Source organism: Flavobacterium sp. H4147, assembly GCF_029360735.1.
Classification (GTDB): Bacteria; Bacteroidota; Bacteroidia; order Flavobacteriales; family Flavobacteriaceae; genus Flavobacterium; species Flavobacterium endoglycinae.
Genome location: NZ_JARKNB010000004.1, coordinates 129,618 through 154,862 on the forward strand (window position 1 = coordinate 129,618; position 25,245 = coordinate 154,862).

Here is a 25,245-nt window from a genome sequence, read left to right on the forward strand (position 1 = left end):
GCTAGGGCTATACGTTATTTTAGAAGTTTTGATTTTAACTTCAAACTTTAAACATGAAACAAAAACTATTTCGGCATTTCATACATTTTTGGCAGAGAATTTACCAATGCTGATTTTGTTTTTAAACTGTACGTTTTGAAATCTGCTGTGTTTGAAACCGAACCGTTTGGAACATAATAACCATCTGTATTATTATTCCAGAACATAACGTAACTTATCTGAATGTCATTTTTAGTTAAAGCACTGTACAATAAAGTCGAAAACCAATCAGTAATGGCTGGATTTGTGTTGGTTACACGATAACCAGTTTCGGTTAAGGCTGCGATTTTTACTTTTGCTTTAGCGTAATCAGAAAGAATTTTTAATTTAGAATTCGCTCTGTCAGATCCAGTTTGTCCTTGATTATTGAAATCTCCATAATTGTCCATTCCAATAATGTCAACATATTTATCGCCCGGATATCTGCTTAAATAAGCAGTTTCCGTTGTATACGAATTGTCGGGAGAAAAGGCATATAAAATGTTATGAACGCCTTTTGTATTTTTTAAATAATCAACGGTAAACTGATACGCTTTTTTGTATTCATCGGCCGTGCAGTAATCCGCTCCCCACCAAAACCAGTTTCCGTCAAATTCGTGAAAAGGTCTGAAAATAATTGGAATCAATTCGCCGTTCGCACCTTTAAGATTTGAAACAACACTGGCAACTTTGTCTAATTTTTTCTTGTACCATTCGTTGTTGGCTCCGCCAGGTAAAATACTTTTAAAAGCCGTTGCCTTTTGTTCCGAAGTCATGTCGGCCGTATAGAAAGATTCATCATTATACGGTTCTCTCAAATGCCAGCTAAAGGTGTTAATTATGCCTTTTGCGTAAGCGTTTTTAACATCTGATGTAATTTTAAGTTCCTGTTGATAGAACCAGTTATTGGCTTGTTCGTTATTGTTTTTATCAGTGATGAACATAAAATCAGAACCGAGAACGGCAGGATCAAAACCCGTATTTTTTTTGATATCAGATTCTCCGCCTGCATCTTGGTAAAAACTGTTGAAAGCATCCTGTTGTCCAATTGCAGTTTTGGTTTTCGCCAGTCTTTTTAAATTATAAAATAGGGCAACAGTCTCTTTCGTAGCATTGGCGTCGACCATGTAGGTTGCTGCATTTGATGTGGTTAAAGGATCGTCTTGCGTAGGATAATCGATTATAACTTCGTCAGAATCTTCTTTGTCTGAGGAACAGCTTGCGAGGGTTAAAATCGAAAGACTGAGAAATGCTATTTTAAGAAATGTTGTTTTCATTTTTACGTTTTAATTCGGTTAATAAGTTCCAAACAGGCTCTGCCGTTGTGATAAGGGCATTTCCAAAAACCTGCTTTGTCTTTTTGCATTACAGAATAATCGCTGTAAACTCCCCAAAACCATTCGCCGTTTTCTTTGTCGAGAATGTATTTTTTGGTGAATTCCCAGTTTTTGTACACAATATCCAGATATTCTTCTTTACCGGTTAATTGGTAGGCATTATAAAAACCAATTAAAGCTTCGGCTTGCGGCCACCAATGTTTTTCGGCAATTAATTCTTTTTTTTCTGGATCGTATTCGTACCATAATCCGCCATCAGAATCGATTCCTTTTTTTGTGGCTTCGGCAATTTGGATTGCGTATTTTTTATAATTGGCAATTAAAGTTTCATCTTCAGAAATTTCAGCACATTGCTGTAAAAGCCAAGCTGCTTCAATATCGTGTCCGTATGAAATTACGTCTGGTTTTTCGACCCATTTTTCATCAAAAAACAAACGAAGATGACCAGTTTCGGTATTAATAAAATGTTTTTCAATGGTTTCGAGAAGCTCAATCATACTATTTTGAAGCGTCTTGTTTTTCCACACTTTATACAAATTCGCATAGGCTTCAATAATATGAAGGTGCGTATTCATGGTTTTCTTTTCGTTGGCGTCTTTTTCGCTTAAACGCAAGTCATCAATGGGTTTCCAGTCTCTTGTAAAAGCTTCCAGATACCCTTTGTTTATAGGATCATAACTATAATCTTGAATCTTAGAATATAAATTAATGGCAATTTCTAAAGCTTTTTCATTTTTAGAAATGGCATAAAATTCAGATAATGCGTAGATTGCAAATGCCAGCGCATAAATTTGGTTTTTGGTATCTTTTGGAGTTTTATCGGCATTGATGCTCCAAAAAAGACCGCCAAATTGATTGTCATAAAAGTGTTCAGACAGAAACTCAAAGGCTCTTTCAGCCAGTTTTTTGTGGTTTTCGTTTTTTGTGGTCTGATAACTGGCTGAAAACGTCCATAAAATGCGGGCGTTTAAAACTGAACCTTTTTCTGAATCTGCTATAATGTGATCGTTAAAATCAATCTGGCCAATGAAACCTCCGTTTTGATTGTCGATGGTATTTTTTGACCAATATTTAAGAATAGAATCCAGTTCGGTTTCTAATTCTGATTTTAACTGTTTTAATTTTTCTGGCACTTGGAATTATATTGCGTTGTTTTTTTCGATTTGGCTGATGATCGTTTCTACAGAACCTGCCGAAATAAAGGTGTCTGCCGGCGCATTGGTTACATAATCGACTAATTTTTCTATAGAAGAAACAGCAACATGCATTCTGGTATCTGATGAAGCGTAATACACATACACAGTTCCGTCTGCATCTTCAATCCAGCCGTTTGAAAATAATACATTTGATACATCGCCGACTCTTTCTATTCCTTCCGGTCCCATAAAATGTCCAGCTGGAACGTGCGTCACTTTCGAAATATCATGTAAGTCAGTCATGAACATATATAAGGTGTAGCGTAATCCTGCAGCGGTATTGCGAACTCCGTGTGCCAGATGTAACCAGCCTTTTGACGTTTTGATAGGAGCAGGGCCAAGACCATTTTTTAATTCGTAAATGGTATGATATTGTTTTCCGAAAATGATTTTTTCGTCTTTTACAACCGGATTCGTCATATCGTCAACATATCCTAAACCAATTCCGCCACCTGAACCAACATCAATAAATCCATCCTGCGGACGTGTGTATAAAGCGTATTTTCCGTTTACGAATTCGGGGTGTAGAACCACATTTCGCTGTTGTCCTGTATTTGAAATTAAATCAGGAAGCCTTTCCCAATTGATTAAATCTTTTGAACGCACGATTCCTGCATTGGCTACAGCCGAACTTGTATCGCCTTTTGGAGCTTTTCGATCTTTTCTTTCGGTGCAGAAAATACCGTAAACCCAGCCGTCTTCGTGGTTGATTAAACGCATGTCATAAACGTTTGTATCGGGTTCTGCAGTCTGCGGAATCACGCAAGGTTTGTCCCAGAATTTGAAATTATCGATTCCGTTTGGACTTTCTGCAATGGCAAAAAATGATTTTCGATCTATTCCTTCTACACGTACGGCAAGAAGATATTTTCCGTTCCATTTCATTGCTCCGGCGTTAAAAGCGGCATTCATCCCAATTCGTTCCTGTAAAAACGGATTTGTTTTTTCGTTAAGATCAAAACGCCAGTTCAACGGAACGTGAGCAGCAGTTACTACAGGGTTTTTATAACGTTCATAGATTCCGTTTCCTGCTTTTTCTTCAGGAGTGTTTTTTTTCTCGATGAGCGCTTTATGTTCGTTTTCTAATGCCGTTTTTCTTTGTTGAAATGTAGCTGAAGAGGTTATTGTTGTCATATATTTTTGATTTCGGTATCTTATTTTTTAGTTTTTAGGTTCTCTTTTTTCGTTTAAATCTTGTTCTATCGTCTGCAGTTTTTCTTCAGATAAAGGATAGAACACAATAAAAGCGACTGATATGGCTGCTGCTATTGCAGGAAGTATGCTTAACATTAATTGAATTCCGTGTTGGGCTGTTGCGGTTTGTTCGACATTGGCTTTAAATCCGTAAAAACCTAAAAGCCATCCAGCGCCGGCTCCGCCAATTGTCCAGCCGAATTTTTGTGACATTGATGATGCTGAGAAAACTAATCCTGTGGCACGACGGCCTTGTTTCCATTCTGAGTAATCAGCGCTGTCTGCGTACATTGACCAGATTAATGGGAATATACATCCGGCACAAATGCTGATTAAAATTTGAAAACTCATGATTAGGAAAACATCTTCTTTTCCGAAGAAATAGAAAATTATACTCAAAATTGAAGCGAGTGCCATAGCGCCAAAAAAGGTTTTCTTTTTACCAATTTTGTTAGCAATTGGTGTTGCAATAATAACTCCGATGATATTGGCAGCTTGCCCTAAAACCAAATAGATGGAAGTGGGAGTCATGTGAAAATCACTTCCGAAAAGTGAAAAATCAAAGTTTACAGCACTGCTTACATAATATTTGAAATAGTATACTGCTGCACCGTCTCTGATAGAGTTGAAAACTAAAGTTCCTATTCCGGCACCTAATAAAATCCACCACGGTTTGTTTTTAATTAAGTCTTTTAAATCTTCTTTTAAATTAGATTGTTCGTTTTCAATAGGTTTTATTCTTTCTTTTGTGAAGAAGAAACAAGCCCAGAAAAAAACGGTGGTAATAATTCCGAAAACCGTAATGGTAGCCAGCCAGCCCGTTTTTGAATTTAAATTTCCTCCAAAATAGTTTACTAATGGCTCGATTAGCCAAAGTGCTAAAAGACTTCCGCCGAAAGCGAAAACCATTCTGTAGGATGATAATGTGTTTCTGTCTTTTCTGTCTGATGACATTACGCCTAAAAGGGAAGCATACGGAACGTTGATTAAAGAATAAATCATCATCATTAACGAATAGGTAACGTAGGCGTAGATTATTTTTCCTTTTTCATCAAAATCAGGGGTATAAAAAGTTAAAACTCCAATTACGGCAAAAGGTATGGCAACCCAAAGCAAATAAGGCCTGAATTTTCCCCATTTTGTTTTTGTTCTGTCGGCAATGATTCCCACAATCGGGTCAAAACAAGAGTCCCAGATTCTGGTAATCAGGAACATTGTTCCCACTACAGCCGGAGCCAGACCGAAAACGTCGGTATAGAAAAACAGAAGATACATGCTGAAAATTTTCCAGAACATAGAGGAAGCGGCATCTCCAAGTCCGTAACCGATTTTTTCTTTTAAATGAATTTTGTCGTGCATTGGTTGGTTTTTAAGGTTTTAGTTTTGAGTTTAGTTTTAAAGTTTTTTGATGTCTTTTTCAAATAAGGTTTGTTTCAGATGGTAAAAATCAATGAAATCTTTTTCGCTGATCTGGCCTTTAAACGGTGCATAATAATGCATTTTCTGTTCTTTTTCCTGCCAGCCGTGATTTCGCCACAATAAAACATATGAAATTTTATAATCGCCAATTGCTTTTAAAAGCGTTCCTGTCCACCATTTTGGATCTGGAACGGCTTCGTAACCTGCTTCGGCAAGAGCAATGGGTTTGTGTTTTTCAAGTCCAATTTCATTTAGGATTTTAAATTGTTTTTGCACTTCTTCAATAAATTTCTGACCGTCTTTATCATTATTATTTTGGTACGAATCAAAGCTCAGCATATCCACAAAATCGTCACCTGGATAATTGGCTAGAAAATCTTCTTTAGAATTAAAACTGCTTGTGTTATAAATGTAAATTAAATTATGAACGTTTTTTTGCTGCAGGTATTTAAAGGTAAATTTCCAAATTACTTTAAATTCTTCGGGAGTACAGTTTCCTTTTCCCCACCAAAACCAGCCTCCAGTTAATTCATGAAAAGGTCTGAAAACTATTGGAATTTGTTTTCCTTTTTTATCTTTTAAGGAAAGAAAAAAATCGGCGGCTTTGTCTAACCATGAAAGGTATTTTTGATGGTTTTCTGCACCAGGTAAAATGGTTTTTACAACATTTGGAGTGTTATCCCAAGCATTTTTTCCGGTTGCAGGATTATCAAAGTGCCAGCTTATGGTCGAAATTCCTCCTCGTTCATGGGCTTCAATAATATATTGTTTCATTTTGGCAAAAGGTACGCCGTCGATATTATTAATGTCTCCTTTTTCTAAACCGGCAATATCCCATCCGTAAACGGCAGGATAATCGCCTACAACGTCTTTTATGTCACTTCTCCCGTTTTCGTATTTCCAGTTTACGCCATACGCAAGATCATCCTGATGTCCAAATAAGAATCCTTTTTGGGTAAGACGCTTGAGTTTTTTGTATAACGAAACCGTTTCTAGTGTTGCTTTTTTATCTGAAAGTGACAAATTCGTATTACTTTTTATAGATTGAGCAGAACATGAAGTTCCTAGAAATGTGGTGATTAAAAACGTATAAAAGTATTTCTTCATATTCGGAAATATTGGGCTTCCTTATACTTCTGTATGGTTGCTTCTCATGAAGCAAATCAGTTCAAAAGTTGGTTTTGGTTAGTTTGTAATTCAGTATTGTTTCTTGGATAAAATTATTAAAACTATAAAAGATTGAGTATTAAAAATGATTAATGATTATTATTAATACAGTTTTTGTAAAGTTGATAATTCTATTTTTCAAAGATAATTGTATGTTTCTCGTGTAATTAATATTATTTTATCAATTATATATCATATTATTGCAGGACTAAACTAACTAAAACTAACTTTAATAATGGGCAACGATAAAAATTTTTATAGAGAGATCGCTCCTCTTTCTGCTGGAGACAGTTTTTTGGTGTTCGATCGAGTGAAAGACAGTTTTGATTTTCCGGTGCATTATCATCCTGAATTTGAGATCAATTTTATTTTGAACGGAAAAGGAGTCCGACGTGTTGTAGGAGATAATATTGAGGAAATAGATAATGTTGAACTCGTTTTGATTGGTCCTAATTTGTATCACGGCTGGGAATTAAATAAGTGTACCAATAAAAAGATACATGAAATTACTATTCAGTTTCATAATGACCTTTTTCATGAATCGCTGCTTGCCAGACGCATTATGAATCCAATTCGTGATATGTTTAACCGTTCTATTCACGGAATTTTATTCTCTAAAAAAACAGCAGAAGAATTAACACCAAGATTGGTAAGGCTTTCTAAATTAGATGGTATGGATTATTTTTTGGAAATCACATCCTTATTATATGATCTTGCTAATTCGAGAAACCAGCGTTTGCTTTCTACGTATACAGTTGATTATGATAAGTTTGATGATTATGATAAAATGAAACTGGTGTATGAATATGTACAGAAGCATTTTGCCGATAAGATTACTTTAGAAGATGTGGCCAATGTGGCGAGCATGTCTATAATTTCTTTTAACCGATTTATAAAAAAGCGTACCGGAAAAACTTTTGTCAATTATATTAATGATATCCGAATAGGATATGCGGCAAGATGGCTGGTGGAAAAAGATATGAGTGTTTCTGAAGTAGCTTTTAAATCTGGATTCAATAATATTGCGAACTTCAATCGCAGCTTTAAAGCTATTAAAAATTGTACTCCGAGTCAGTATCGTGAGGATTTTTCTGGTTTAAAGCGTATTTTATAGTGATACTTTTTTTTCACTGATGCATATTATTTTTAACGAAAACGTTTGATTTTTATGTTTTTGTTAACTTTTCTTTATAATTAGTGGTTGGTTTTAGTGATGTTATTGCGAATAATTTAATTTTTACCATAATTTTTTTTGATATGTGTTTTTTAAATGGGTTATAGTAAAAATATTATCATTAAATGATGGAATACTATCGATTTGATAATTTCTTCTGTTATAGATTTGTTAAATAATTTAGAAAATAAATCACGCCCTTTTATTACTAATTATGAAGAAACAAATTTAAACTAACCAAACACTTATTATGAAAAAACTAATGACTAACTTTATTCATTGGAACGCAAACCACAGTGCTGTTCCTTTGATTTTCTTCTTGTTACTGACCAGTAATTTTATTACCGCTCAGGTTAAGGTTTCGGGAACAGTCTCTGATGAAAAAGGATTATCGATTCCTGGTGCCAATATTTCGATTGCCGGTTCTAAAGTTTCGACTTCAACAGACTTTGACGGAAAATATTCGATCGATGTTCCTGCAAATGGGACTTTACTATATTCTTTTATTGGATTCAATACACAAAAAGTAGCTGTTGATGGTAGAAAGACTATAAATGTAATTTTAAAATCGGCTGCTGAAGATCTTAAAGATGTAGTGGTAATTGGTTACGGTACTCAAAAGAGAAAAGATGTAAACAGTGCTATTTCGAGCATTAGTTCGAAAGATATCGAAAACTTAAAAGTAGTTTCTTTTGACCAGATGATGCAGGGTAAAGCGGCTGGGGTAGTCGTAAATAGTAACTCTGGCGAACCGGGAAGTAACGTTTCGGTGAGAATTAGAGGGGTTTCGTCTTTAACAGGAACAAACGAACCTTTATATGTAATTGACGGCGTGCCAATGTCGGGAGACGCGAGAAACTCATCTACATCTGGAAGAAATGCTCAGGGAAATTCGAACTTCTCTAACAATGGTAATATTACACAAAGTCCGCTGGCACTTTTAAATCCAAGTGATATCGAATCGATTGATATTTTAAAAGATGCTTCTGCAACAGCTATTTACGGTTCTCGTGGAGCAAACGGGGTTGTAATTGTTACGACAAAATCAGGTAAAAAAGGAACTGGAAAATTGTCTTTTGAGAATTCGTATACGATTAGTAATCTTCCTAAAAAGCTTCATTCTATGAATCTTCAGGAATATGCTAGACATCAAAATGCATTGTCATCAGTTTATGATCCAACTTCTTACAGACCCGAATTTGCACATCCAGAACTTTTAGGAAAAGGTACTGACTGGCAGGATGCAATTTATGAAACGGGAGTGATGAGTTCAAACCAGTTATCATTTTCTGGAGGAAAAGAAGGAATTAATTACTATATCTCTGGAGGTGTTTTAAATCAGGAAGGTATTGTGATTGAATCTGGTTTTAAAAGATACAACTTCAGAACTAATATTGATGCTAAAGTAAACAGCTTTATTAAAGTTGGTGTAAATGTAAGCGGTGCTATAACTGATGAAAAACTAACACTTAACGGACAATTTAACGGAGTGGTAGCGACTTCATTATTGGCAACTCCAGACGTGGCAGTTAGAGAATTATCAGGTGCTTTTGCAGGTCCTCCTGCAGGTGGAGCAACATCGTTTGTAAATCCAGTTGCAACTTCTTTATTAGGTTCCAATACTTTAGTGAGAAAAAACTATTCAGGGAATTTTTATACTCAAGTTGATATTGCTAAAGGGTTAGAATATCGTTTTGAAGCGGGTGGTTATATTTATGATAACTTAGGCCAGCGATTTGATCCAATGTATTCTTTAGGCAATGCAGTAAAAAGTTTTGCCAACTTGTATTATAATCCTTCTTCAGGAAATTCATGGAACTTAAAAAACATGCTTACCTATAGAAAAACAATTAATAAACACAATTTTACAGTTTTAGCAGTTCAAGAATCGAATAGAGCGCACTGGGAGGGATATACGATTACAGGTTATGGTTATAAAGATAATAACGATAAATCGTTAGCAGCTTCAGACTTATCAAAAGCGGTTACAAGCGGAGTTTATTCTGGTACTCAAACACTGGCTTCTTATTTAGGAAGGGTAGTTTACGATTATGGCGACAGATACGGAATTACAGCTGCCGTGAGAACTGACGGATCTTCAAAATTCTTTGTGGGTAATAAATGGGGTGTTTTCAGCTCTGCAAGTGGTTCATGGAAACTTTCAAACGAAGCTTTCATGGAAGGAACTAAAAAATACATTGACAATATTAAATTAAGAGCAGGCTGGGGACAGACAGGAAACAACCAGATTGGAAATAATTTATACGATTCTAACCTTCACTTAATTAACAGTACAATGGGAACTTCTTATCTTCCATCAAATACGGCTAATAAAGATTTGAAATGGGAGACTCAAGAACAGACAAATTTAGGATTGGATTTTACTTTGTTTAATTCTTCACTTTCTGCCACTGTTGATGTGTATAAAAAAGTGTCTAAAAATTTCTTGTATCAAGTGCCTCTTCCAAACTTTCTTTCAGGTGGTGGAGATTACGAAGGTGGAGTTAATCCTCCATACTTTAACTTAGGAAGTATGCAGAACAAAGGTCTTGAGGTTACACTTACCTATAACAAGCAGTTTACTCCAAACTTTTCATGGAATGCCAGTGCCAACTTTACTAAATATGTAAATGAGGTTACAAATATGGCGGGATTAAACATTGTAAAAACAATGGGAACACTAGCGTATAATACTGTAACGGTTTCTAGAACTCAGGAAGGTCTTCCAATTGGTTCATTTATAGGGTATGAAGCGACAGGGATTTACAGAACCGATCAGGATTTATTGACTTACGGACACGATAATGGTTCTGGAACAAAAGTAGTTTTGAAAAACGGTACCAACTCATTATTGCCTGAATTCCAAAAAGGAGATGTAATTTATAAAGATCAGAATAATGATGGTATTATTGATACTAAAGATTTAGTGACAATTGGAAATCCAAATCCAAAATTCACCTATGGTTTTACGAATAACTTCAAATACAAAAATGTTGATTTGTCTATTTTCCTTCAAGGAACTGCTGGAAATAAGCTGATGAATTTAACTCGTATGTCCGGTACATTAAACAGTAATTTAGGAACTAACTATTTAACAGAAGCGGCAGATTTTTATTCAGCGACAAATACAGATGCTGCTTTGCCAAGACCATCTGCTTACAATGATATTAATAATGCAGTTTCTTCAAGATTTATTGAAGACGGATCTTACTTAAGAATTCAGAATGTGACTTTAGGATATTCACTTCCTTCAGATATAATTTCAAAAATTAAACTCACAAGATTAAGAATTTATGCTTCTGGTCAAAATCTATACACTTTTACAAAGTATAAAGGATATGATCCTGAAGTAGGTTCATACAATCAGGATGCTTTATTATCTGGTGTAGATAACGGACGTTACCCAGTGCCAAGACAGATTTCTTTTGGTTTTAATGTTGAATTTTAATACGAAATAATATGAAAAATATAATAAAAAGAAGCGGTGCTGTTGCTTTAACCATAATTACGTTAATGTCTTCTTCTTGTTCTCAGGACTTTTTAGATGTACCTGCAGAAGGAGTGCCAACAATAGGAAATTATTACGATTCTGATGTAAAACTAGATAATGCCAGTAACGGACTTTACGGTATTGTATGGTTTAATATGAATAAAGAAGGATTTTATGGTATTACCGATGTTATTTCGGGAAATATGTATGCAGGTCCTTATAATGAGTTTGGGAAGTTTACAGATTTGAGTTTTACCAGCAGCCAGTCTTTTATTGGTGATTCATGGAGATCATGTTTTGGAGCAGTTGCCAATTGTAACTCATATATTAATACATTACCGCAAAGTGTTGGCCCAAACGTTTCAAAAGAAGCTTTGAACAATGCAATGGGAGAAATGCATTTTATTAGAGCTTTTGCTTATTTCTTCTTAGTAAGATTATGGGGAAATGTGCCCATTATTGAAAACAATGCTGATTATTCTAAAAACTTCGTGATTCCAAGTAATCCGGTTGAAGACGTTTATAAATTTATTGAAAACGATTTGAAATTTGCTATCGATAATTTAAGATCAAAAAACAGAGGTTCTGATTACGCGGCAAATGCACACGTGTCCAGCGGATCTGCAAAAGCACTTTTGGCAAAAGTATATTTGTATCAAAAGAAATACGATCTGGCCAAAACAATGGCTCAGGAAGTAATCAACAGCGGAGAATTTAAATTATTAGGAGGAGACGAACTGCCAACAAAATCATTTGCTGATTTATGGCTTCAGAAAAATAATAACAACGAAGAATCTATATTTTCATGGCAATGGACAGGAGCGGGAACGTATTTCGAAGGAAACTTCTCTAATACATTATTTGCACCAGAAAACAGATTGGTGGAAACTTCTTATTCAGGTCAAATTGCACCTTCGCAAGATTTAATTCATAATGTTTATGAGCCGGGAGATAAAAGAAGAGCAGAAACATTTATGCTGCCTGGAGATTATTATCCAAACTTGACTTATGCACAGACACTGGCAGTAGATTCGCCAAAACTTTTAGGGTATACTTTTGAAGAAGAAAATGAAGCGCAGAATTCAGGAGCTGGTTTGAAAAAATACGTTATCGGAAAAGAAAATTTACCACTTACAGGACCATTCAATGCGCCGTTTAATGGAGAAAGCAGTATGAATAGCTACATGATGCGTTATGCTGACCTGCTTTTAATTCATGCCGAAGCAATATTAGGTTCGCAATCAGGAAGTACTTCAGATCCAGCTGCTTTAAAATCGTTTAACGCAGTTCGCAAAAGAGCTGGTCTGCCCATTAAAGCTTCTATTTCGTTTGATGATATTTTCAAAGAGAGACGTGCCGAATTAGCTTGCGAAGGAGATTATTATTTTGATCTTGGACGTTTGCCATTCGCGAAAGCAAAAGCAATTTTAGAAGCACAAAATAGAGGAGATAAAGTAACGCCAAAACACATTACCATTTCGGCATCAAATCTTTTACTTCCTTATCCTGCAGATGATTTAATTAAAAATCCAAAATTAACAGAAGTAGCACCGTATACTTTTAAATAATTTTTAAAAATAATAGTATGAAAAATATAAAAATTGTTTCGTTAACAATAAGTATGGCGTTGATGCTTTTTCTGACGCTTTTTACTTCATGTTCCAGTGATGACAGTGCTGAGGTATATACGGGTGCTCCTGTAATAGAGTCTGTAATGCCTTCAGGATATAATGCAGATGGAAGTCTTAAACCATTAACTCCAGTAACCTTAGTAGATCCAAAAAACTATTATGTGATTCATGGAAAAGGATTACGTACGACAAAAAAAGTATACTTTAATGACTTCGATACCTATTTTAGACCAACATTTGTAACAGATACTGACATCATTATATTGGTCGATGAAAATACGCCTTACGCGAACGCTTCTAATCAGTTAAAAGTAGTTACAGATAGAGGAACGGTGGTATATAATTTGACTGTTGCGCCTCCAGTGCCTACATTCAGCGGTTTTAATTCTATAAACTGTTCAGAAGGAGATCAGGTAATAATTAAAGGTAAATACTTCTTAGATCCTGTAGTTACTTTGGCAGAAACACCAACACAACCTGCGGTTCCGGTTACAATAGTATCTTCAACTTTAGAGCAGATCGTTGTAAAAATCCCAGCAAATGCTAATCACAGATATCTTTCTGTAGCTAATATCTCTGGAACAGCAACTTCAAAAGAAGCCATAGGAACAGCATTGTACGATGATGTATTATACGGCGTACAATGGGGAGGTCCGTGGGCAGGAAAAGGTGTCAATTTTGATTTTGGTGGAGATTCTTATCAAGGCCAAAAATCTTGGCAGTGGGAATTCGGTCAATGGGATGGCGGAAATTGGGGCTTCAATGTTGATTTAACTCCATACAAAGCATTGCGTATTGCTATTAAAGGTTCAAAAACGGGTAGAGTTAATTTTAGTGTAAATGGCGGCGTAAATTATGTTTTGCCAGTTACAACTTCGTGGGTGTATATGGAAATTCCTTTTAGTGATTTAGGAAATCCAACCAGTCTTACTATGCTTACGTTTCAAGAATCAAATAATGATGGTGGTAATACCGTATTATTCGACGATATAGGATTTGTATTAAAATAAGAGATTTTCTTTTTGAGTTAGTTTGTGTGATATTCCCTAATTAAAAATTAGGGAATATCTTTTTATAATAGCTTTAAATAATATTAAAATGAAAAAAATAGTTTTAGGATTGACTTTACTGGCTTCGGTTTTAGGTTTTGGTCAGGGAAATACACATACACAATCAGCAGGAAAATTTGAAGGTCTGGCCATGACACCGCCAATGGGCTGGAATTCATGGAACACTTTTGCTACTAATATTGATGAAAAACTGGTAAAAGAAACCGCCGATATTATGGTGTCATCAGGATTAGCTGCGGCAGGTTATACGTATATTGTATTAGACGATGGCTGGATGACCAGAGAACGTGACGCAAACGGAGATTTAGTTCCTGATCCAGTTAAATTTCCAAACGGAATGAAATCACTTATTGATTATGTTCATGGCAAAGGTTTAAAATTTGGTTTGTATAATTGCGCCGGAACCAAAACCTGTGCCGGTTATCCTGGAACTCGCGGATACGAATATCAAGATGCACGTTTTTATGCAAAATTAGGCGTCGATTTTTTAAAATATGATTGGTGTAATACCGAAGGGATTACCGCTAAAGAAGCATATACAACAATGAGTAATGCGTTAAAAACTGCAGGAAGACCAATTGTTTTCAGTCTTTGCGAGTGGGGCGACAATCAGCCATGGGAATGGGGGAAACCGGTTGGAAATCTTTGGAGAATTTCAGGAGATATTTATCCTTGTTTTGACTGCGAATTCAAACATCCAGAAAATTGGTCATCATGGGGATTTATGAAAATAGCCGAAATGAGAAAAGACATTCGTAAATATTCTGGTCCCGATCATTGGAATGATTTTGATATGATGGAAGTAGGAAACGAAATGAATCATACCGAAGATAAATCGCATTTTGCAATGTGGTGTATGTTATCGTCTCCATTATTTACGGGAAATGATTACCGAAAAATGAACAAAGAGACATTGGCTCTTTTGACCAATAAAGAATTAATTGCCATTAATCAGGATAAATTAGGAATTCAAGGATTTAAATATTTGGCAGAAGACGGATTGGAAGTTTGGGTTAAACCCTTATCAGATGGAAACTGGGCTGTGACATTTTTAAATAGAAGCGAAGTTGCTAAAAAAGTTAATTTTGACTGGAAGAAAAATACATTCAAAGATGCTGATTTTGGCTATGAAGCGGACTTTAACAAAGTAACTTTCAAACTAAAAAATCTTTGGACTCATAAAGAAGCAGGAACCACCAAAAAGAACTTTACAGCAGATTTGGCTTCTCACGATTGCATAACATTGAAATTATCTCTAAAATAAAAACAAGATGAGGTTCAAAACAATAATACTATATATAGGTGTATTACTGATGTTTTCTATTTCGAATGCACAATTTGTAAAGAAACATGCTTTTTTAAGTGTTCAAGGCACTCAATTAACAGATCAGAATAATCAGCCAATTGTTTTAAGAGGAATGAGTTTTGGCTGGCATAGTATGTGGCCGAGATTCTACAATGAAAAAGCCGTAAGCTGGCTAAAGAAGGATTTTAATTGCAATGTTGTTCGTGCCGCTATGGGAATTGAACTTGGTGATCATTCCTATAGTAAAGATCCGCAATTTTCAAAAGAAAAAATCGAAGCGGTTATAAAAGGAGCCATACAATCAGATATATATGTTATTGTTGATTGGCACAGTCATAACATCAACCTGAACGAAGCAAAAGAATTCTTCGCTGAGATCTCAAAAAAATATGCCAAATATCCCAACATTATATATGAGGTATTTAATGAACCGGATTATGAAACTTGGCAGGAAGTTAAGGATTATGCCGAAGAGATAATTAGTGTAATTAGAGAAAACGATTCTAAGAATATTATTTTGGTAGGATGTCCGCATTGGGATCAGGATATTGATCTTCCAGCGGCGGATCCAATTTTAGGGTATACTAATATAATGTATACTATGCATTTTTATGCCGCAACCCATGGCAAAGAGTTAAGAGACAGAACCGATGCGGCCATAAAAAGTGGTCTGCCAGTATTTATATCGGAATCTGCCGGAATGGAAGCTTCTGGAGATGGACCTTTAAATGTAAAAGCATGGCAGGAATATATAGATTGGATGGAAAGTAATAAACTGAGCTGGATAACTTGGTCGGTTTCAGATAAAGATGAAACCTGTTCTATTCTAAAGAAATTGGCAAAATCTGAAGGAAAATGGAAAGAAGAAGATTTAAAAGAATCGGGAATCAAAGTTAGAGAGTTTTTAAGAAAATATAATAAGGAATAAAATTTAAGCGGTAAACCATAAAGCCTGTTCAAAATTGAGCAGGCTTTTTTTATGTTTTAAAGGAGAAAATAATACTGCTGAAAGTCTTTTTGATTATAGGTTTGCTGTATATATTTTTGTAAGAATTTTAACGTGGTGTTACTGATGGGGTTTTATACTTTTAATTTGATTCTGTATTTGAATAATTTTTTATGTTTTGATTAATACCCTATTTTTTAATGGGTGTGGTTTTATTTTTAAGTGATTTTTTAGTTTTTTTAGTGTTTTTTATGTCTTTAAATTTTGTTTTACCCTTATTTTTTGGTTGTTTTTACTGAAATTGTGTTATTGAATTTTCAAAAACAAAACGCTGTAAATGTCAAATATTGATTATTGGCTCTTTAATTTTTGTAATCCATAATTCTTTAGCGAAATCGTCAAAAAAGTACTTTTCAATGATTCTACTCATGCAAAAGTTAATAAATTCGCTAATGAAAATATGAGGTTTTAGAGCACAGATTCAAGACTTCCAGAAAATGACTTATACTATGAAATAGATATATAAAGGATTAACTAACCAAAATCAATTTAATAACTAAAACCAATTAACACATGAAAAAAGTATTTTACATTTTAGCTGCGACGTTAACAAGTTCATTTGCTTTTGCTCAAGATGAAGAATCACCAACTTCACCAGCAACAACTTGGGGCGGATCTGCTGATGCTTATTACAAATATGATTTTTCTAAACAAATGAATGGACTAACGAGCTTTACCAACTCACAGGATTCATTTGAATTAGGAATGGCTTCGATCGAAGCAGGTCATAGTTTTGGAAAAGGATCTGTTTTCGTAGACTTAGGTTTCGGAAAGAGAGCAGGAGAATTTTCATATAATGAGACAACAGATAAAGATATAAATGCTAAATTCTTAATTAAACAATTATTTTTCACGTATCAAATTACAGACGAATTCAAAGTAGTTGCGGGTAGTTTTGGTACGCATATCGGATATGAAGTATTAGACGCTGTTGATAATAAAAACTACAGTATGTCATATGCTTTCTCTTACGGTCCGTTCTTTAATACAGGGGTTAAAGCACAGTATACTTCAGGAAAATTTACAGCGATGTTTGGTGTAACCAACCCAACAGACTTTAAATCAGCGATGGATGCAGGATCAACTCAAAAAACATATATTGGGCAGATTGGATATATAGGAGAAACAGGAAGTGCTTATTTGAACTTTACATCAGGAAGCAGCAACCCAGCATCTGATGAAAACAAAACACAGTTTGATTTCGTAGCTTCTAAAACTATTACTGATGCATTTGCTTTAGGGTTTAACGGAACTTACGCAAAAACTAAAAATGATTTTGACAGCACTTTAGATGGTGAATGGTTCTCATTAGTAGGATATGCTAATTACTCATTCAGCCCATCATTGCTTTTAGCTTACAGAATGGAATATTTTGATGCTAAAGATGCAGCTCCAAGTTTAGGAACCCTAACAGGATCTAGCGTATTTGCTAACACAATTTCATTAAACTATAAAGTTGGAAAACTTACAATAATCCCAGAGTTTAGATACGATGCTGCTTCTGAAGATATCTTCTTAGATAAAGACGCTGCACCAACTGGAGGATCATTCTTCGGATTAATTGCTACAACATACTCATTCTAGAGATAAAGATTGATATTTTTTTTTTTTTTTTGGAGCTGTCGAAACATACTAATGTTTTGGCAGCTTTTTTATTTTGGAAGGGGGGGTAAGTTATGAGTTATGAGTTATGAGTTGTGGGTTATAAGTTATAAGTTATGAGTTATAAGTTATAAGTTATGAGTTATAAGTTATGAGTTATAAGTTATGAGTTATAAGTTATGAGTTATGGGTTTGAGTTGTGGGTTTGAGTTGTGGGTTTTTAAGTTGAGGATTTAATAAAAACGTTATTCATTTATCTCCTTGATTTGCTTTTATGAAAAATGTTTTATTTCGAAGGAATGTATGTGCGCTCGCAGAAATAATTTGATTGGGATTTAGGTGCTTCTGTGGAATAGTTTGATTTAATGTAAATATAAGCAACAAAAAAAAGCGCATTCTATTTAGTAAGAATGCGCTTTTCGTTTTATTATTTAAGGCCTATTGAATCTGCTTTTTATAAATTGAATAGATCGTGTCAATTGTTTTTCGATCTAGAGTTGGGGTAGCATCAGTTTGAATATAGTGTAATTTAAAAGCCTGAATTGCTGCCGAAAGATTCTTAGTGTTATAACCAATAATTCGTAAAGCAGGTTCGATTTTAAAATCAAATGGAGCTTCTTCTAAAACAGCATCTGGCCAAATTCCGAAACCTTTTTCAGCAAGTGTTTTCCATGGAAATAAAGCACTTGGATCTTGTTTTCTTCCTGGTGCAATATCGGCATGACCTAAAAAGTTTTGAGTCGGAATGTTGTAGTCTTTTTTCAATTTCGTCAAAAGCGCTACTAAACTGCTGATTTGTGCTTCTGTAAAAGGTTTAAAACCATTATTGTCAAGTTCGATTCCAATAGAAGATGAATTTAAATCAGTGTTTTTTCCCCAAGAAGAATTTCCGGCATGCCAAGCTCTTAAATAATCATTCAGCATTTGAACCACTTTTCCGTTTTCCGAAATAATGTAATGAGAACTAACCTGTGTTCTTGTTTTGGTAAACGTATTAATAGTCTGCTGAAGAGAATCCTGAGCAGTATGGTGAATAATTACAAAACTCGGTTTTCTTAAATTAAAATTTACAGTGCCAATCCACTCAGTACTGATTCCGTTTAATAAAGAAGTCGATCCTGTTTTTGATAATGTATCTTTTACAATGCCAAGCTGAGATGCATATGTAGTATCAATAATAACAGGGCTTACAGACGGAATTGTTTGTGCTTGTTTACTTGTAATTTGGTTTTCCAGCGTTTTAAGCTGCTGGTCGTACGCTTTTTCAGTAGTCTTGTATGGATTTGTTGAGCAAGAAGTAATTATAATTGCTAAAATCAGACAACAAAAATGTTTTTTTGTCATAATTAACTTATTTATATATAGAGTTAAAACGATTATTCTTGAATTTTCGTATCTGAAATATCTTTACTTTCTTTTTCTTTTGAGTCTTTTGAATCCTTATCTTTTTTCTTTTTTGATTTTGTTTTTTTGATTTCTTTAAAATTATCCATGAAAGCAGTATATTTTGGTATCTGATCAGGATTTAAAAAAGCAGTTACTTTTTTATTGGTGCTTTCTCTTAAGGCTTTAATCTGCTCGATTTTCTGATCTTGACTGCTGCTTTCATTTTTCAATAAAACGCCTTGTTCTCTCATGCTGTCTGCTAAAACATTTGTAATAGCAATAACCTGTAATTCGTCAAGATTTACTTCGGGTTTCATTTGTTCTACGATCATAGCTGCCGTTTCTTCAGCAGGAATTTCTTTAGGTTTGCTGGTGTTTGGCTGTGGACCTCCCATCATGCTTCTATCCATTCCCATTCGGTTACCGCCATATCCGTTTCCGTAGCCATTATTATAGTAACCATTTCCGTATTGAGCTGAAGCAAAGTTGAAACAAAATAAAGTAAAAACTAAAATAATTAAGTTTTGAGTAAGTTTCATAAAAGTAATTTTGTTGGGTTAGCAATTCTTTCCTGTAAAATTAAGCAGGTTCTCCGTATAAATCAAATTCTGTTGCTTCAATTATCTTGATATTAACAAATTCGCCTGTTTTTACATAATGCTTAGATGCATCAATTAAAACTTCATTGTCAACATCCGGACTATCAAACTCGGTTCTACCCACAAAATGCGCGCCTTCTTTTCGGTCAATAATACATTTATAAACCTGACCTACTTTTTCTTGGTTTAAATCCCATGAAATTTGAGATTGTAATTCCATAATTTCATTGGCTCTTGCTTGCTTTACGTCATCTGGAACATCGTCCTCTAACAAGTAAGCATGAGTGTTTTCTTCGTGAGAATATGCAAAACAACCCATTCTGTCAAATTTCATTTCCTGAACGAAATCTTTCAAAATCTCAAAATCTTCCTGAGTTTCTCCAGGATATCCAACAATTAAAGTAGTTCTAATCGCTATTCCTGGAACGGCTGCACGGAAATCTTTTAAAAGTTGTGTAGTTTTGGCTTGTGTAGTACCGCGACGCATCGATTTTAAAATAGAATCAGAAATATGCTGTAGCGGAATATCAATGTAATTACAAATTTTTGGTTCGCGTTTCATGATTTCCAAAACATCCATTGGGAAACCAGTTGGAAAAGCATAGTGAAGACGAATCCACTCGATTCCTTCTACTTTAACCAAAGCTTCTAAAAGTTCTCCAAGATTTCTCTTTTTATATAAATCAAGACCATAATAAGTTAGGTCTTGAGCAATTAAGATTAATTCCTTAACACCATTTTTAGCTAAACCTTCAGCTTCTTTAACCAATTTTTCAATGGGCTGCGAAACGTGAGAACCGCGCATTAACGGAATAGCACAAAAACTGCATGGTCTGTCGCATCCTTCGGCAATTTTTAAATAAGCATAATTTTTAGGAGTTGTTGTTAATCTCTCTCCTAGCAATTCATGTTTATAGTCTGCTCCTAAAGCTTTTAATAATTGAGGTAATTCAGTTGTTCCAAAATATTGATCCACATTTGGAATTTCTTTTTCTAAATCAGGTCTGTAACGTTCAGACAAGCATCCTGTAACGAAAACTTTATCAACTAATCCTTTGTCCTTTTTATCAGCATATTCCAAAATCATATTTACTGACTCTGCTTTTGCATTATCAATAAAACCACAAGTGTTGATTACAATAATGTTTCCTTCATCCTTAGCTTTTGCTTCGTGAGTTACTTCTTTTCCGTTTGCACGAAGCTGACCCATAAGCACTTCACTATCATATACATTTTTTGAACACCCAAGAGTGATTACGTTAATTTTGTTCTTTTTTAAAGACTTGGTTCTCATACTTTTATAAATTGGAGTGCAAAATTACACTTTTTTATTCAAACACCGCTTGTTTCAGTTTCTTTTAGATGTTTTTTATGAAGAGGTTGGATAAAAAAAATCCGCCAAGTAAAACCTGACGGAAATTCTCATTCATCTATTTAATTTTAATTACAATTCAAATAATAAGGTCAAAGAAACATTATTTAGTTTCGATGTGATGTTAGCACCATCGGTAAAGCCTTGCGAGAAGAATCCCTGATTAGATTTTCTTTCTAGATATGAATACGCTAAATCTAATTTAGTTGCGCCAAAATTATAGCCTAAACCAGCAGAATAGCTGTTTAAATCGCCAATTGTAGTTCCGTTTTTATAAGGACTACCTTCAAAACGATATCCGCCTCTTAAGCTTAATTGTTTTATTTTGTATTCAGCACCAACTCTTAATTCTCCATTATTAGTTAACTGATTGCTAAGATCACTGTTTACTCCTCTAAAACCTGCATCGCTTGTTGGCTTATATTTAGTGTTGCTATAGTCTTTAATGGCGTAATCAACACTTATTAATCCTGATTTTCCAAAAACATATGCCGCACTGAAAGTTACTTTTCCTGGTGTTTGTAATGTGTAAGAGTCATACACGTTCACAATATTAGGATTTACAGTTTTATAAAGTTCAGGTCCGCCACTGGCTTGTCTTGTTGTGGAAATACTTTGAGAAAGCTCGTCGTATAATTCATACCAAGTGTTAGATTCATAAGCTAAACCAACTCTAAATTCTTCTGTAACTTTTGCAATTGCTCCTAATTGAAAAGAGAAGCCATTCCCGTAAGTGTATAAATCATTATTGAAGCGAAGATTTGATATTGTTTCAGTGGGTACTAAAGGATTAGAATTGTCTTCATAAAAACTTGTCGATCTTCTGTAGTCTGTAACGTGAACGTTTAAGTTTGCTCCTAGATAAATTCGGTCATTATATGATGTAGCAATATTGAAGCTTAATTTACTATTATATCCTCTTGCGTAAATCTCATTTTCATGATAATAATTTCCGCCTGCAGGAACATTGCTTGTATATTGAGTGTTATTATCGTTGTTTGCTACTGGGTTAATTACAAAGCCATAATAACCAAAATAAGCTTGTTGTTCATTGTAAAATTGATCTCTATAATCAATACCTGTTATGTCTCCCAAAGGAATTCCATTAGCATATGCTAAGAAATAATTAGAAATACTGTTGGTTGGGTTGGTTCCGGCTGAAAATACATTGTTGTCAAAGTTATTAGTGTTTTCGTAGCTGGCTCCAATTGCTATTTTGTTCCATCCTCTATTATTTGGATTTCGGTCTTTAAAAACAAAAATACCTCCAGCCTGATTTAAAATGAAAGAATTTTTTTTATCAGAAGTCTGAGTTCCAAAATAGTCAGAATTGTTTTTTATGTTTTGATTACTTAGTGTTACTCCAACCTGGTTGTTATTGAAAATAGCAGATCCTGCTGGATTGACACTAATAGCGGATAAATCTCCTCCAACTGCTCCAAAAGCACCGCTCATGGCTCTAAATCTGGCAGTTCCAGTTAAATTGTCTTGTGCATAACGCATCGCATCTGAAACTTCCTGTGAATATGACGCGCTGACAGTTAGTCCTGTGATAATTAGGAAAAATATTTTTTTCATTATGATTTTTGTTTAGTATGTGATATTAGATGGGTAAAAGAAGGGAATTGTTACCTTCTTCCACCACCGCCTCCGCCGTAAGATCTTCCACCTCCGCCTCCGCCGCCAGATGATCTCATTCCTCCGCCTCCGCCACTATTCATAGAACGTGATGGGCTAGGAGAGTAGCTTCTTGATGGAGTGTTACCACTATTGTTGTAACTTCTGTTAGTCGTGCTTGATCTGTTAGAATAATTGTAGTTACCGTTTGTGTTTCCTTGAGAGTAGCTTCTTCTGTTTGAGAAGGTCGGACTTGAGCTGTCGTAAGTTCTGCCATTTACAGAACTTCTTCTGTAGTCAGAAAAGCTGTTAGATCTGTTGGTGTAATTTCTGTTGGTGGTGTAACTGTTTCTGTTAGTGGAGTAACTTCTGTTAGAAAAGCTTCTGTCTGAAATGTAATTTCTATTCGATGCATATCCTCTATTATAAGCGTAGTTACGTCCTCCGTAGTAAGCTGCAGATCCTCTTCTTCCGTAGTTGTAAGAATAGTTAGCGTAGTAACGAGGTCCCCAGTAACTTGGGTATCCCCATCCTCCCCAATAACCTGGGTAGCCGTATCCCCAAGCGTATCCAGGATACCCCCAGTAGCCGCCGTAGTAACCACCCCAGTAACCTCCATAACCCCATCCGTAATATGGGTATCCCCATCCAAGACCGAATGACCATGTTGGGTTGGAGTAAACATTTACTGAAACGTCTGAATTACTGCTTCCCCATGCTGGATAAGCGGTAACAGCTGCAGTTTGTGTACTGTCGTTTTCCGAATAATTGCCATAACTGTCTACATCTGTAAAGATTTCGGTAGGCTGATTATCGTCTTGTAACGATCTAAAATAATCTTTGTATTGATTGTTTGTTTCTGTGGTATTTGATTGAGCATATCTGTTGGAGTAGTTACCGTACACGCCGTCATTGTCATGATAAGATGTATTTTGGTAAGAACCACATGATGCTAATAGAAAACTCAATAATCCAATTAAGTAAAAATGACTTGAGTTTTGGCGGTGAGTAGTATAAGTTTTCATATCTGTGGTGTTTTTTATTGTTGCACATTACAAAAATAGTTAGTTTTGTCAAACTATTTAGTTAAAATTATTAAAACAAAATTTGTGCCAAACTATATAAATATATGAGTAAGAACCTTACTACAAGATCAGAAGATTATTCTAAATGGTATAACGAACTGGTTGTAAAAGCAGATCTGGCTGAAAATTCAGGGGTCAGAGGTTGTATGGTAATTAAACCATACGGATATGCTATCTGGGAAAAAATGCAGGCTGAATTAGATCGTATGTTCAAGGAAACTGGACATCAAAATGCTTACTTTCCTTTATTCGTGCCGAAAAGCATGTTTGAAGCAGAGGAAAAAAACGCAGAAGGATTTGCAAAAGAATGTGCGGTTGTAACGCATTATAGATTAAAGAATGATGAGGAAAGACCTGGGAAATTAATGGTTGATCCGAATGCAAAATTAGAAGAAGAACTTATTGTTCGTCCTACAAGTGAGGCGATCATTTGGTCTACATATAAAGGATGGGTGCAGTCTTATAGAGATTTACCATTATTAATAAACCAATGGGCCAATGTGGTTCGCTGGGAAATGCGTACGCGTTTGTTTTTGAGAACTGCCGAATTTTTATGGCAGGAGGGACATACAGCACACGCAACAAAAGCTGAAGCATTAGAAGAATCAGAAAAAATGATGAATGTGTATGCTGATTTTGCTGAAAACTTTATGGCAATTCCTGTTGTTAAAGGTTTTAAAACCGAATCAGAACGTTTTGCTGGTGCAGATGAAACATATTGTATTGAAGCATTAATGCAAGACGGAAAAGCACTGCAAGCAGGGACTTCTCATTTCTTGGGACAGAATTTTGCAAAAGCTTTTGATGTGAAATTTGCAAATGCAGAAGGTAAACAAGAGCACGTATGGGGGACATCATGGGGAGTTTCTACTCGTTTGATGGGAGCTTTGATTATGACGCACTCTGATGACCAGGGGTTGGTATTGCCTCCAAATTTGGCGCCGATACAAGTTGTAATTGTTCCTATTCATAAAACAGATGAACAATTGGCGGAAATTACAGCTGCAGTTAATGAATTGACAGCTAAGTTAAGAAAGCTGAAAATTTCGGTTAAGTATGATGACAGAACAACTCAAAAACCAGGATTTAAATTTGCTGAGTGGGAATTAAAAGGTGTGCCTGTTAGAATCGCTGTTGGCCCAAAAGATTTAGAAAACGGAACTTTTGAGGTAGCAAGACGCGATAATTTGACGAAAGAAGTCGTTTTTAGCGAAAAAATCGTAGATCACGTAAATAATCTTTTAGAGCAGATTCAAGCAGACTTATTTACAAAAGCTTTAGAGTATCGCAATACTCATATTACAGAAGTAGATAATTTTGAGGAATTTAAGGAAATTTTAGAGGGTAAAGGAGGTTTTATTTCAGCCCATTGGGATGGAACTTCGGAGACAGAGGAAAAAATAAAAGACTTGACAAAAGCGACTATTAGATGTATTCCTTTGGATGCTGTAGAAGAGGCGGGAACCTGTGTGTTTACTGGGAAACCTTCTGCTAAGAGAGTGCTTTTTGCTAAGGCTTATTAAAAATTTATATATTTTTTTGCATTAGGTGTTGCGTAAATAAAAATTAGATGTAT

18 protein-coding genes are annotated in these 25,245 nt (G+C 35.1%); 8 read left to right on the top strand and 10 right to left on the bottom strand.

Features of this window, described 5'->3' with window-relative positions:
• Window positions 1-65: 65 nt before the first annotated feature.
• Genes P2W75_RS17880 through P2W75_RS17900 form a run of 5 tightly spaced genes read right to left on the bottom strand, consistent with a single transcriptional unit; the run spans window position 66 to window position 6,271 of the window.
• Window positions 66-1,295, bottom strand: coding sequence for a glycoside hydrolase family 26 protein (locus P2W75_RS17880; RefSeq protein ID WP_276381525.1), 1,230 nt, complete (start codon window positions 1,293-1,295; stop codon window positions 66-68).
• Window positions 1,296-1,297: 2 nt separating this feature from the next.
• Complete coding sequence (locus P2W75_RS17885; RefSeq protein WP_276381526.1) at window positions 1,298-2,488, bottom strand: AGE family epimerase/isomerase; 1,191 nt, start codon at window positions 2,486-2,488, stop codon at window positions 1,298-1,300.
• A 6-nt stretch (window positions 2,489-2,494) separates the two neighbouring features.
• Entirely contained in the window at window positions 2,495-3,685 is a 1,191-nt protein-coding gene (locus P2W75_RS17890) for a glycosidase (RefSeq protein ID WP_276381527.1), read from the bottom strand.
• A gap of 27 nt (window positions 3,686-3,712) precedes the next feature.
• Window positions 3,713-5,104 carry an MFS transporter gene (locus P2W75_RS17895; RefSeq protein WP_276381528.1) on the bottom strand — a complete coding sequence of 464 codons (1,392 nt, stop codon included), beginning with the start codon at window positions 5,102-5,104 and terminating at the stop codon, window positions 3,713-3,715.
• A 36-nt stretch (window positions 5,105-5,140) separates the two neighbouring features.
• On the bottom strand, window positions 5,141-6,271 hold the full coding sequence (locus tag P2W75_RS17900; RefSeq protein WP_276381529.1) for a glycoside hydrolase family 26 protein: 1,131 nt from the start codon (window positions 6,269-6,271) through the stop codon (window positions 5,141-5,143).
• Between the two features lie 295 nt (window positions 6,272-6,566).
• Here P2W75_RS17900 and P2W75_RS17905 point away from each other — a divergent pair, with 295 nt between their 5' ends.
• The 7 genes from P2W75_RS17905 (at window position 6,567) to P2W75_RS17935 (ending at window position 17,592) form a co-directional block, all read left to right on the top strand.
• Complete coding sequence (locus P2W75_RS17905) at window positions 6,567-7,445, top strand: AraC family transcriptional regulator (RefSeq protein ID WP_207295076.1); 879 nt, start codon at window positions 6,567-6,569, stop codon at window positions 7,443-7,445.
• Between the two features lie 310 nt (window positions 7,446-7,755).
• Window positions 7,756-10,953 carry a TonB-dependent receptor gene (locus P2W75_RS17910; protein WP_276381530.1) on the top strand — a complete coding sequence of 1,066 codons (3,198 nt, stop codon included), beginning with the start codon at window positions 7,756-7,758 and terminating at the stop codon, window positions 10,951-10,953.
• Between the two features lie 11 nt (window positions 10,954-10,964).
• Window positions 10,965-12,563 (top strand): RagB/SusD family nutrient uptake outer membrane protein, encoded by a 1,599-nt coding sequence (locus tag P2W75_RS17915; RefSeq protein ID WP_207295078.1) that lies wholly within the window; start codon window positions 10,965-10,967, stop codon window positions 12,561-12,563.
• Window positions 12,564-12,580: 17 nt separating this feature from the next.
• The gene (locus P2W75_RS17920) at window positions 12,581-13,636 is read left to right on the top strand and encodes a hypothetical protein (RefSeq protein WP_276381531.1); all 1,056 of its coding nucleotides are present in this window, start codon (window positions 12,581-12,583) and stop codon (window positions 13,634-13,636) included.
• An 88-nt stretch (window positions 13,637-13,724) separates the two neighbouring features.
• On the top strand, window positions 13,725-14,960 hold the full coding sequence (locus P2W75_RS17925; protein ID WP_276381532.1) for a glycoside hydrolase family 27 protein: 1,236 nt from the start codon (window positions 13,725-13,727) through the stop codon (window positions 14,958-14,960).
• Window positions 14,961-14,967: 7 nt separating this feature from the next.
• Window positions 14,968-15,930: a glycoside hydrolase family 5 protein gene (locus tag P2W75_RS17930; protein ID WP_276381533.1), complete on the top strand. Its 963-nt coding sequence runs from the start codon at window positions 14,968-14,970 to the stop codon at window positions 15,928-15,930.
• A 591-nt stretch (window positions 15,931-16,521) separates the two neighbouring features.
• Complete coding sequence (locus tag P2W75_RS17935) at window positions 16,522-17,592, top strand: outer membrane beta-barrel protein (RefSeq protein ID WP_207295082.1); 1,071 nt, start codon at window positions 16,522-16,524, stop codon at window positions 17,590-17,592.
• A 456-nt stretch (window positions 17,593-18,048) separates the two neighbouring features.
• On the opposite strand, the gene P2W75_RS17940 is transcribed toward P2W75_RS17935, so the two are convergent.
• The 5 genes from P2W75_RS17940 to P2W75_RS17960 form a co-directional block, all read right to left on the bottom strand.
• Complete coding sequence (locus P2W75_RS17940) at window positions 18,049-18,954, bottom strand: N-acetylmuramoyl-L-alanine amidase (RefSeq protein ID WP_207295083.1); 906 nt, start codon at window positions 18,952-18,954, stop codon at window positions 18,049-18,051.
• Between the two features lie 32 nt (window positions 18,955-18,986).
• A complete protein-coding gene (locus P2W75_RS17945) occupies window positions 18,987-19,535 on the bottom strand; it encodes a hypothetical protein (protein WP_207295084.1) in 549 nt (182 codons plus the stop codon).
• 40 nt (window positions 19,536-19,575) lie between these two features.
• On the bottom strand, window positions 19,576-20,889 hold the full coding sequence (gene rimO, locus P2W75_RS17950) for a 30S ribosomal protein S12 methylthiotransferase RimO (protein WP_276381534.1): 1,314 nt from the start codon (window positions 20,887-20,889) through the stop codon (window positions 19,576-19,578).
• A 150-nt stretch (window positions 20,890-21,039) separates the two neighbouring features.
• Window positions 21,040-22,545, bottom strand: a complete 1,506-nt coding sequence (locus P2W75_RS17955; protein ID WP_276381535.1) for an OmpP1/FadL family transporter — start codon at window positions 22,543-22,545, stop codon at window positions 21,040-21,042.
• A gap of 50 nt (window positions 22,546-22,595) precedes the next feature.
• Window positions 22,596-23,609, bottom strand: a complete 1,014-nt coding sequence (locus P2W75_RS17960) for a hypothetical protein (RefSeq protein WP_207298757.1) — start codon at window positions 23,607-23,609, stop codon at window positions 22,596-22,598.
• A 104-nt stretch (window positions 23,610-23,713) separates the two neighbouring features.
• Here P2W75_RS17960 and proS point away from each other — a divergent pair, with 104 nt between their 5' ends.
• The gene (proS, locus tag P2W75_RS17965; RefSeq protein WP_276381536.1) at window positions 23,714-25,192 is read left to right on the top strand and encodes a proline--tRNA ligase; all 1,479 of its coding nucleotides are present in this window, start codon (window positions 23,714-23,716) and stop codon (window positions 25,190-25,192) included.
• Window positions 25,193-25,245 lie beyond the last annotated feature (53 nt).